The 8,415-nt window shown below is 46.0% G+C and carries 8 protein-coding genes; 6 read left to right on the top strand and 2 right to left on the bottom strand.

Annotated features, from left to right (window positions below):
• Window positions 1-709, bottom strand: a 709-nt coding sequence (gene ltrA, locus DIJ65_RS15840; protein ID WP_142836513.1) for a group II intron reverse transcriptase/maturase, incomplete at its 3' end; no start/stop codon positions are given.
• Window positions 710-1,302: 593 nt separating this feature from the next.
• Window positions 1,303-2,796, bottom strand: a complete 1,494-nt coding sequence (locus DIJ65_RS15835; RefSeq protein ID WP_117303759.1) for a murein hydrolase activator EnvC family protein — start codon at window positions 2,794-2,796, stop codon at window positions 1,303-1,305.
• Window positions 2,797-3,437: 641 nt separating this feature from the next.
• Here DIJ65_RS15835 and DIJ65_RS15830 point away from each other — a divergent pair.
• The 6 genes from DIJ65_RS15830 to DIJ65_RS15805 all read left to right on the top strand — a co-directional run bounded on the left by DIJ65_RS15830 (window position 3,438) and on the right by DIJ65_RS15805 (window position 8,173).
• Window positions 3,438-3,623, top strand: coding sequence for a DUF3934 family protein (locus DIJ65_RS15830; protein ID WP_185959579.1), 186 nt, complete (start codon window positions 3,438-3,440; stop codon window positions 3,621-3,623).
• A 190-nt stretch (window positions 3,624-3,813) separates the two neighbouring features.
• Window positions 3,814-4,287 (top strand): GNAT family N-acetyltransferase, encoded by a 474-nt coding sequence (locus DIJ65_RS15825; protein ID WP_117303761.1) that lies wholly within the window; start codon window positions 3,814-3,816, stop codon window positions 4,285-4,287.
• Window positions 4,288-4,339: 52 nt separating this feature from the next.
• Complete coding sequence (locus tag DIJ65_RS15820) at window positions 4,340-4,834, top strand: hypothetical protein (RefSeq protein WP_117303762.1); 495 nt, start codon at window positions 4,340-4,342, stop codon at window positions 4,832-4,834.
• Between the two features lie 453 nt (window positions 4,835-5,287).
• The gene (locus DIJ65_RS15815; protein WP_230321468.1) at window positions 5,288-6,160 is read left to right on the top strand and encodes an MMPL family transporter; all 873 of its coding nucleotides are present in this window, start codon (window positions 5,288-5,290) and stop codon (window positions 6,158-6,160) included.
• A complete protein-coding gene (locus DIJ65_RS15810; RefSeq protein ID WP_117303764.1) occupies window positions 6,150-7,541 on the top strand; it encodes an efflux RND transporter permease subunit in 1,392 nt (463 codons plus the stop codon). Before DIJ65_RS15815 ends, DIJ65_RS15810 begins: the two co-directional genes overlap by 11 nt.
• A gap of 44 nt (window positions 7,542-7,585) precedes the next feature.
• Window positions 7,586-8,173 (top strand): TetR/AcrR family transcriptional regulator, encoded by a 588-nt coding sequence (locus tag DIJ65_RS15805; RefSeq protein WP_117303765.1) that lies wholly within the window; start codon window positions 7,586-7,588, stop codon window positions 8,171-8,173.
• Window positions 8,174-8,415 lie beyond the last annotated feature (242 nt).

Here is an 8,415-nt window from a genome sequence, read left to right as displayed (position 1 = left end):
CCCGATTACCTGCTTTCGGCGTCTTCACGTAGATGTTGCAGTCATCGGCGTAGCGGACGAACTGATGCCCGCGCTTCTCGAGTTCCTTGTCCAGTTCATCCAGGACAATGTTCGAGAGCAGCGGGCTGAGAGGACCTCCTTGCGGAGTGCCTTCCTCACTGTTCATCACGACTCCGTTTATCATGATGCCGGTTTTCAGATACTTGTGGAGGAGCTGAAGCAGATGCTTGTCCTCGATTCGCTTCGCCAGAAGCCCCATGAGCTTGTCATGGTTCACCCGGTCGAAGAATTTCTCCAAGTCGATATCGACCACCCATCGATTGCCTTCTGTGATAAACCTTTTCGCTTTCTTCACTGCGTCATGAGCGCTCCGTTTTGGTCGGAACCCATAACTATGATCAGAAAAAGTCGGGTCATAAATAGAAGATAAAACCTGGGCAATCGCCTGTTGAATGAACCGATCAATCACGGTTGGGATACCAAGCAGGCGCACGCCGCCATCAGGTTTCGGGATTTCGACCCTGCGGACCGGCTGCGGCTGATAGGTTCCCGACAGAAGTTCCATTTTCATGGTGTCCCAGTGTTCGATGACATGCGCTCGCAGGTTTTGTACGGGCATTTCGTCGACACCGTGGCTCCCTTTATTCCGAACCACTCGGTTCAGGGCACGTATTAAATTTTCCCGTGAGAGAATCTGTTCCATTAACATTCGTTATGCCTCTTTCCGTGAACAACGGTTCTTCTTTATCCAGTTTCTGCTCCACCCTCTTGATGTCCCCAGTGGAATTCACCACGTCCTCCAGTCAAGTAAGCCCTAACGGGTTGTCTGTGTTCAACGCAGAAACTGCCTGCCAAGATGTTGTTCTCTCTTAATTGTTCAGCCCTTCCCACCCGTCTCGAGACGAGATGGTACTATGGCTTCTGCTGACTTCTGGTTGTTCAGCTGCCCATCACTGGGCAGGTTACCAAGGGTACTTGGCGTTCCAACCAGACCTCCCCGGGTAAGAACGCAATCTTTCCCTCCACCTATCTGCTTCATTTACTGCATGCGACCTTCGGCAGAAAGGGCTTTGCCTTGTTTGGCAGGCTCACCCAATCGCACATAGCCTTCTATGAAGTTCGTGTTCCTCAGACCGGAGGTTTGCCGCCCGCTTCCTTCAGATTCCACGTCGCCGTAGACACCCTTGCGCTTGGCTAACTGTTACTTCTGCCTTCACAGTTCGGGACTCGCACCCTATAGATTACGCCCATGCCGGGCACACCAAAAAGAGCAGACACCCATGGGTGCCTGCTCTTCTATACTTAGTTAATGTAATTAGCCGGGTTGACTGCATTTGAGCGTGAGCCATTCCATGCGCCTACGTGTACTTCAAAGTGAAGGTGAGGACCGCTTGAACGACCTGTGCTGCCCATTGCTCCGATGCTGCCGCCTTGAGAGACATATTGGCCTTGCCCAACAGAAATTGAATTCAAGTGAGCGTAAACTGTTGCATGTGTTTTACCGTTGATGGAATGCGTCATCATGACAACATTTCCGTAAGATCCCATAGATCCCGCAAAAGTTACATAACCGGAAGCCGCTGCTTTGATAGGTGTTCCAGTACCGTTGGCGATATCAATGCCGTAGTGGAACTCTCTTGCTCCAAAGATCGTGCGGTTGCCGAATGGCGATGATACACGGCCAGCTGCCGGACGGATAAATCCTGAACTTACAGATACAGCTGGTGCTGAAACGACTGGTGTTGGTGCTGCTGGTGCAGGAGCACTGACTTTTTCTTTCTCAGCTGCTGCGCGTTTCGCTGCTGCTTCGCGCTCTTCGGCTGCTCGACGTTCCGCTGCATTTTTGGCTGCTGCTTTTTCAGCTGCCGCCCGTTCTGCAGCCGCTTTTTCTTCGGCTGCCCGGGTTGCGGCCCGCTCAGCCGCTGCTTTTTCTGCAGCCGCTTTTTCAGCCGCTGCGCGTTCCGCTGCCAATTTAGCCTGGCGTTCTTCTTCAGCTTTACGTGCCAACTCAGCAAGACGTTCCTGTTCGGCAACGATTTCGTTTTCCAGTTCTGCACTGACTTCTATAACGTCAGCATATTCTTCAGTCATTTCGCCCTTTTCGCTTTCAAGGCGTTTCTGTTCTGCTTTCAAGTCTTCAGCAAGAACGCCCTGTTGTTGCTTCTGGCCGTCAAGATCTGATTTCAGGCTTTTCAGTTCAGCATTACGTGCTTCCTGTTGAGCCAATTTCGATTCGACAGAAGCTTTTTGCTCTGCCAGCAATTCTTTATCAGCTGCCTGTTCGCGCATGATTTCGCGGTCAGCGTCGATTAATGTACTGACTGCAGAGAATCGGTCGATGAAATCCACGAAGCTGTTCGCGCCTAGAAGTACATCTATGTAATCCACAGACCCACCGCTCAATTGGATTGCGCGTGCGCGCTCCTGAAGCAATGCAGTGCGTTCTTCGATTTTGATTTTCAACTCTTCGATTGATGCTCTCAATGCTTCAATTTCGCCTTTGGTTTTATCGATATCAGCCTGTACGCTGTTGATCTTGCCTTCAGTTTCCTTGACTTTGTTGTTCAATTCCTCAATTTTCCCAAGGATTGTTTCCAACGTGGATTTCGTAACCTTGATTTCCTGGTCTTTTTCTTTGATCCCTGAGTTCAATTCATTCTTTTTCTGTTCAGCTTCCTGGTGTTCCTGTTCGAGCTTGTTCAATGTATTCGCATTGGCATGAGCGGTTGGCAATAAGATTGAGATGGCCAGTATTGATGAAATTCCAGACAACATCCATTTCGACTTCAAGTTCAAGTTATTTTCCCCTTTCGAATTTCCAGTCTCTTTCTATCGTTGATCTATAATACAGTCAATTAGTTTTCTTGGATAAAATTTAGATGCTTTAAAATTGCAGCACGTTCAGTATAACAGCTCTAAACCTCTTTTATATTACAGTTGTATAACAATTTCGCCAGAACTTTAGTAGTTTTTATGGGTCTAAAGAAACGCAGTGGAATCTGATTAAAATAAATACATGATAAACTGTGACTAAAGGTCTTCATTTCTGTCCAGTCGTTGTAAAAGGAAATGAAAGACTGACATAAATGCAGGATTCCCTAAGGATTGCCGCTTTCACGCAATTTTATCGGAACGAGCTGCCCAACTCGAAAGAATGGATAATCCGGGAACAAAAAAGAGCGCACGCCACGGTTGCTTTTGGAATCGGTTATTTAAGCAGGTATATACTCCTGCTGTAATTGAAAGAAAACAGTAATATAAAACGACTGGTACAGAATTTCTGCTTTCGATACAATATGGATAAAACTTATCTGAAAATAATGAATCTGAGGGGTTTTTTGGAGGGTGTCGGACATTTTCTGGAGTCATCAGAAGCAAGGGTGTGCCAAGGCTGCGCCCCGCGTGCTATAATGCAAAGTAGTAATGGAGTGATGGAAATGACAAAAGAAAAGAAAAAAAGCGGCACCGGACAAGGGACGGGCAAGAAAGGTTGGAATCGCTGGAAAGCGGGATCCAACAAAGCCAAGAGCTTTAAGCCGTATACAAGCAAAAACAAGAAATCGACCGATGATAAACCAGGAGAAAAGAACAGTCCTGAAAAACCCGGCTGGATTGATGGATAATAGAAGACATGGAAAACGCTGTCCTGAAAAGGATGGCTTTTTTTATTTCTCTTTTTGTTGAGAAATCTCCTTCTTTTGTCCCGAAAAATATTGCTTATCTGGAAATAAGAAGGAATAATGCGGATAAAAGGAATTGGGACAGGGGGAACGGAATGAATCCAGTAGAGAAATATGTGCACCGTGACAGCAAATTGCCGGAAGTCAGACACCAGCTCCTGGCAAAAGCGCAGACAGACTTGGAGCAGGATCCGGATGTGCTACCAACCATCAGCAAGTGCGCGACAAATACGCTCCGCGGATTGACGGTAAGTTCGAGGTGGAACCGTATATCGCGGAAAAAGAAGGGCGCCCATTCGCATTCCTGCAATGTTACCTGCTTTCTGAGAGCGACCGAGAAAGTTACGGATATTCTATAGAAGAAATCCATTTCGGCATCGACCAGTTTATCGGTAAACCTTCCCTGTTTAATAACCGTTATGGCACGCAAATGATGATGGAATTCGTGCAGTTTATTTTTCATGACAAACAGGCAGACACCGTCACCGTTGATCCTGAAGTAAGCCACCCGCGAGCCATCCGCTGCTACGAAAAATGCGGCTTCCAAAGGATCAAAGAAATCGACGGCGGCCGGAAATGGCTGATGGCGATTTCCTTCGGACAATAATCCGTAACCTTTGAGCACGAGTTCCGACTAATAGTGAAAAGGGGATGGGATGATGGCGAAAAAATGGAAAGGGATGGGTTTGCTGTTGGTCTTCGTGTCGCTGCTGCTTGGCGGTTGCGGCACTTCGGTGCAAACGGGCGACCAACCTGATGAATCAGAGGTAATTCATTCTCAATCACAATCTCCGCCGCCACTGGAGTTAAAGATTGGTGATGACACCTTTCCTGCCTTCCGGGGAGGCTATAGCTGGAGCTATTACGACCCGGAAGAGAAGCTGATGGCAGGGGTTGAAGCAGAATCGAGGTCACCGCACGAAATAGCAAACATTGAAAAGGGACATCAAGCTGACAAAAGTGCGAAGGTCGAATTGATATTCGGCGAAACCCCGCTCTCATATCTCGTGTTTGTCTGGGACGCAGTGGGCAACCAGGAACCGGTCTCTGCAAAATTGGATCTGTCCGATCACGAGGGACAAAACATCTTCGAAATCCGCGCTCACTGGAAACAGGGGGACGCCAGCTATGTGTTTGTTCTGGATGTTGAGTAGAAATGTAACCCCGCCACTTCAGCAACTCGAACAAAAGGGGATATTAATCTTTGGCTATTCACTGCCTTGCGTTTCAAGAGTTGAATGAAAAGCGCTTGGATATTTTTAATTTAGAGAATGTTTGTAAAGTGTTGCAGAACATTTGCGAACGTTCTTTTTGTCGTTTTCTCCTGTTATTAATCTGAAAGAAACAGGAGGATTTCTTTTAGAATAGGAATGTTCAATCCAAGCTCCCTTCATGCGCAGCAAAAGTTAAAACTGCTTTACAAGTTAGTAAGCTGCCGTTAATATGTATGTTAGTGGTAACTTACATAACGATATACACTGGTTTTGTTGAATATTTTTTTACTGGTGCTGAAAGTTAGTACTAACAATCTTATTTGGATTAACTAGAGGGAGAGAGAACACATGAAGATACTGGAGAGGCTTGCGAACGTATTAAGGCGTTTTCCTATGAAGTCCATTTTTGTCATGCTGATCATTGTCGTGTTTTTAGCGATTGGTGTGAAAGATATATTTATGGCTACCGGTAACGATACGCTGGTGGAACCCGGCTCAGAAGTTTACCGGGAAAATTTAATGCTGGAAAAGGAATTCGGTGGAGAGTCGATAATTGTGTTGTATGAATCGGAAAACTTGCTGACGCCTGCTCATTTCGAACATATGCAAGGGCTGGAAGAAGCGCTGCAAAATAAAGATTCGATTTACAGCATCTTAAGTCCGGTGACGCTTACAGAAGAAATTGCAAAAAAACAAGCGAATACAGGGAAAGACGGGGCCCCCATGGATTCCGGAGTGCCCGGGAACCAGGAAGCCCTGGACAAAATGATTTACGGGGAAGATAACCAACTCCGTCCAATGTTTGAAGAAGTCGTGATAGATGATCGTTACATGGTCATGATGATAAAGCTTAGTGGAGAAACAGATGATAGTGGGAAAACGGAAGTCATTGATACGGTAAACCACTATTTGGATACGGAAAACATTGAAACGGCAGAAACGCTGGTCTCGGGGAAACCTGTCCTGGATAATGCTACTCGCGCCGCCATGCAGGAAAGCATTCAATCCATGATGGGGCTGGCGCTGCTGATCATGACGGGTGTGTTATCCATTCTCTTTAAAGTACGTTGGCGCATTCTGCCATTAGCGATCGTGCTTCTTGCAGTAATCGGAACAGTCGGTTTGATGGGCTGGTTGCAAATACCGATTACGATGGTGTCGATGGCAGTTTTTCCGATTTTAATTGGTCTTGGCATCGATTATGCAATTCAATTTCAAAACCGTTATGCGGAAGAAATGCTGAAGGAGGATTCGAATGGAGAATAATAGAACGAAAGCGAAGATAAGTTTAAAGAAAACCATTACGAAGATGACACCAGCTGTCTTGACGGCGATGATTGCGACAGCACTGGGATTTGTTTCATTATATGCATCACCTGTACCTATGATTCAGGACTTCGGCAAAATGTTGACCATCGGTTTAATTGTCAGCTTTATTCTGGCGGTATTCCTGTTGATCCCTATCCTGTTCACCAGGGATTATTTCTTTGGCGAAAATCAAGTGGTGCAACCGAAGCAACTGCAAAAAAAAGCACCTTCCAGAACTGACAGGATGCTGGAGTGGATTACCGGCAAAACCATAGCGCTTCGATGGGGAATCATCATTGTCGCCGCCGCCACTGCCGCCCTTGGGATTTGGGTGGACCTGGATGCTGAAGCGGAAACGGACATGGAGACTTTCATGCCGCAGGACATACAGGAACTGGATGACATTCATAAATTGAGGGAAGTTCTTGGCACAACAGATCAAATATCGATTGTCTATGAAGCAGAAGATATTTTTTCCGATCAGGTAAACAGCCGGGTTGATGAATTGACCGAATCGTTGAAAACCGAATTTCCTGAGGTGGTTGTTAATACGAATTCGATCACCGGTATTTTGAAGCAGATGAACGGTGGCGAGTTGCCGGTGGGCCCGGCTTTCAAGGAAAGCACAGCTGCCATCCCGAATAACCAGTTAAAGCTCTTTCTGAACGAATCAGAAACAAAAGGCGTAATTACTGTCGGGATAAAACACCTGGAAGCAAAGGAACTGGAAGTGTTCATTGAAGACTTAACGGCTTATGTGGAAAGCACCAGTGCAGATGCAATCGAAACTACTATTACAGGGAAAGCGGTATTGAATGTTGAGATGGTCCGGGGACTGACCACCGGCAGATATGAAATGACCCTGCTTGGAATGGGACTGGTGTTCTTCAGTTTGTTGGTCATTTACAGGAACTTCGTAAAAGCGATAATTCCTTTGTTTCCCATCACGTTCATCGTCGGGTGGTCCGGGTTGGCCATGCACTTCCTGGATATGAGTTATACTCCTCTTACAGCAACTTTGGGAGCATTGATTATCGGAATCGGCACAGAGTTCACGGTGTTGATCATGGAACGGTACTATGAGGAAAGAGAGAAAGGGTATGAAAGCAGGCAAGCTGTCCAAATGGCCAATAGAAATATCGGCAAAGCTGTGTTTATCTCGGCTGTTACAACAATTGGCGGGTTCAGTGCATTACTGATATCTGATTTTGTGATTTTGAGCAATTTTGGACTGATGACACTGATTAATATCTCCCTTGCTTTATTCTCCACACTGATTGTAATGCCCCCAGTCTTGATTACTTTGGATCGCTTTGTGAAAATAAAACAAACATCATAATTATCATTGGCGTATCAACAATAGAAAGAAGGCGAAAACTGTTGATGGATAAAACGGAGCAAATCTTTAAAGGAGCTATTACGGCTTTTATAAAAAAGGGCATGCAGGCATCAACGCAAGAAGTGGCTAAAGAAGCGGGAGTAGCAGAAGTGACGCTGTATCGAAGGTACTCCACGAAAGAAAACCTGTTCAATACGGTTCTCAAGAATGTGCTGGAAAAAAAGTTCGGTGCCCACGTTTTAGAAATCGCAAAAGAAAATGATACGGAAATATTCTTAACCAATATCATTGAAGACAGATTAGAAGTGTTGATGAAAAACAAAGATTTGGTAAGGATGCTTCTGTCAGAGAGTCTGCGGGGGAATTTAACAGAGAAAGTGAATTTGCCGGAAGTTATTTTCTCGAGTTTAAAAAAAGGGTTGGAATACCATTTTCAGAATAAAAATCAGCAAGTGGATATCGATTTTTGTGCGAAACAACTGGGAGGCGTGTTTTTGAGTTATCTCATATTGCCCGACACCCAACAGTTTGACCAATTAACTCCCGAGAGTAGAAGAAAGATAGCGAAAAAACATGCCCGATCCATTTTGTCCACACTGGAAGAAGCCCAGTCCGGACAATCCGGTATTTAGTTAAACTTTTCCGGGTTGCTGTCTGCAGGTCATCTTTGCGTACGTACCCGGAAAAAAGGTATCCTACAGGCAACTTCCCATTAAGAAGAGCGGCGCATAATGTGCGCCGCTCTTCTTTCGGTGTGCCCGGCATGGGCGTAATCTATAGGGTGCGAGTCCCGAACTGTGAAGGCAGAAGTAACAGTTAGCCAAGCGCAAGGGTGTCTACGGCGACGTGGAATCTGAAGGAAGCGGGCGGCAAA

The organism is Planococcus salinarum (assembly GCF_007004625.1).
GTDB classification, from domain to species: Bacteria; Bacillota; Bacilli; order Bacillales_A; family Planococcaceae; genus Planococcus; species Planococcus salinarum.
This window is presented reverse-complemented; position numbering and strand designations above follow the sequence as displayed.

Coding starts and splice junctions, on each gene's coding strand:
- DIJ65_RS15820 (WP_117303762.1), top strand. CDS start 4,340: ATGGCGAAAAAATGGAAAGGGATGGGTTTGCTGTTGGTCTTCGTGTCG.
- DIJ65_RS15815 (WP_230321468.1), top strand. CDS start 5,288: ATGAAGTCCATTTTTGTCATGCTGATCATTGTCGTGTTTTTAGCGATT.
- DIJ65_RS15810 (WP_117303764.1), top strand. CDS start 6,150: ATGGAGAATAATAGAACGAAAGCGAAGATAAGTTTAAAGAAAACCATT.
- DIJ65_RS15805 (WP_117303765.1), top strand. CDS start 7,586: ATGGATAAAACGGAGCAAATCTTTAAAGGAGCTATTACGGCTTTTATA.
- DIJ65_RS15830 (WP_185959579.1), top strand. CDS start 3,438: ATGACAAAAGAAAAGAAAAAAAGCGGCACCGGACAAGGGACGGGCAAG.